The 1,283-nt window shown below is 24.6% G+C and carries 1 protein-coding gene; it reads right to left on the minus strand.

The window, feature by feature from the left end; all coding sequences use genetic code 4:
- Positions 1-245: 245 nt before the first annotated feature.
- Positions 246-1,250: an IS30 family transposase gene (locus tag N9R85_RS03815; protein WP_262858657.1), complete on the minus strand. Its 1,005-nt coding sequence runs from the start codon at positions 1,248-1,250 to the stop codon at positions 246-248.
- Positions 1,251-1,283 lie beyond the last annotated feature (33 nt).

Here is a 1,283-nt window from a genome sequence, read left to right on the forward strand (position 1 = left end):
CCTAAAATGAAATATCAAGTGCAACACTTTCGTGCTTGGTATTTTTATTATATCTTAACGATCTAAAAAAATCTAAAATTTTACTTAAAAAATCAATATTATTACTTTGTTTTCAATATCAAAAGTTTTTTTGTTTTACTTTTTTCAAAAAAAGTAAAAACTTTGTTTCTTTGGTTACAAAGAAATCCACCCTTCGATAGAAGGGTGTTTTGAAATTGTTTGTTAGATTTTTTATCACTTAAATCTTAAGTCAAATTTTCAAAAGTAAACATTTCAAGTGAAGTTTTTCATTTTAAAATTTCTCTTGGCATATTGTTTATTTTAGAAACTATTTCTTGTAAATAATTAAAACTTATAGCGTTAAAATCAAAACCTTTTTTAAATTCTCTACGGATAAGTCCGTTTCAATTTTCGTTTGATCCACGTTGGAATGATGCATAAGGTTCTGCTCTATAGATTTTAATATTTAATCACTTAGCTAAAATACCTATTTTTTCGAATTCGATTCCATTATCAATTGTTATTGATTTAACATTAAGTTTATTTTTAATAATGATTTGCTTTAATTTTGCATTTATTTCATTCGGAGATTTAGAACTAACAAAATCCGCAAAACCAATTCTAGTTTTACGCTCAGTTAAGGTTATTATATTTTTATAACCTGTAGCTCTTTTGCCTAATATTAAGTCTGCTTCTCAATGTCCAAATACTAGCCTTAAATCAACTTCTTTAGGTCTAGCCCATATTGGTAATACGTATTCAGCACTTCTAATAAGTCTACTTATTACAGAAGATTGACGCTTTCCACCTTTTTTATAGTAAGATCTTAATCTATCTTTTCTGGTTATAATTCATTTATTAGTTTTGAGTCAATTAAAAATAGTTTTTATAGATGGTATTAAAATATTATTGTTTTTACTTTTTACATAATTATATGTAGCCTTAACACCGTGAAATTTTTTATCATATTTTTTCTTAAAATAATTGCTAAATTCTTCGAATTTAAAATTAACATCGAATCTAAAAAGATATTTATGTGATTTTCTTCTCAATCTTTTTTCCTCAGCAATTATAAAATTATAATTACCGTAATAATCGCAATTTTTTCTTATTTCTCTTGAAATTGAAGAAACATTTCTTTTTAAACTTCTAGCGATACTTCTTAAAGAAATGTTATTTTGAATACTATTTTGTATAAAAAATCTTTCTTCCTTAGTAATTTGATTGTAATTTTTTGTTGTATAATTCATATGGTTCCTCGGTTCATGTGGGGCCATTTTTTT

The organism is Mycoplasma sp. CSL7503-lung (assembly GCF_025515455.1).
Classification (GTDB): domain Bacteria; phylum Bacillota_I; class Bacilli_A; order Mycoplasmatales; family Metamycoplasmataceae; genus Mycoplasmopsis.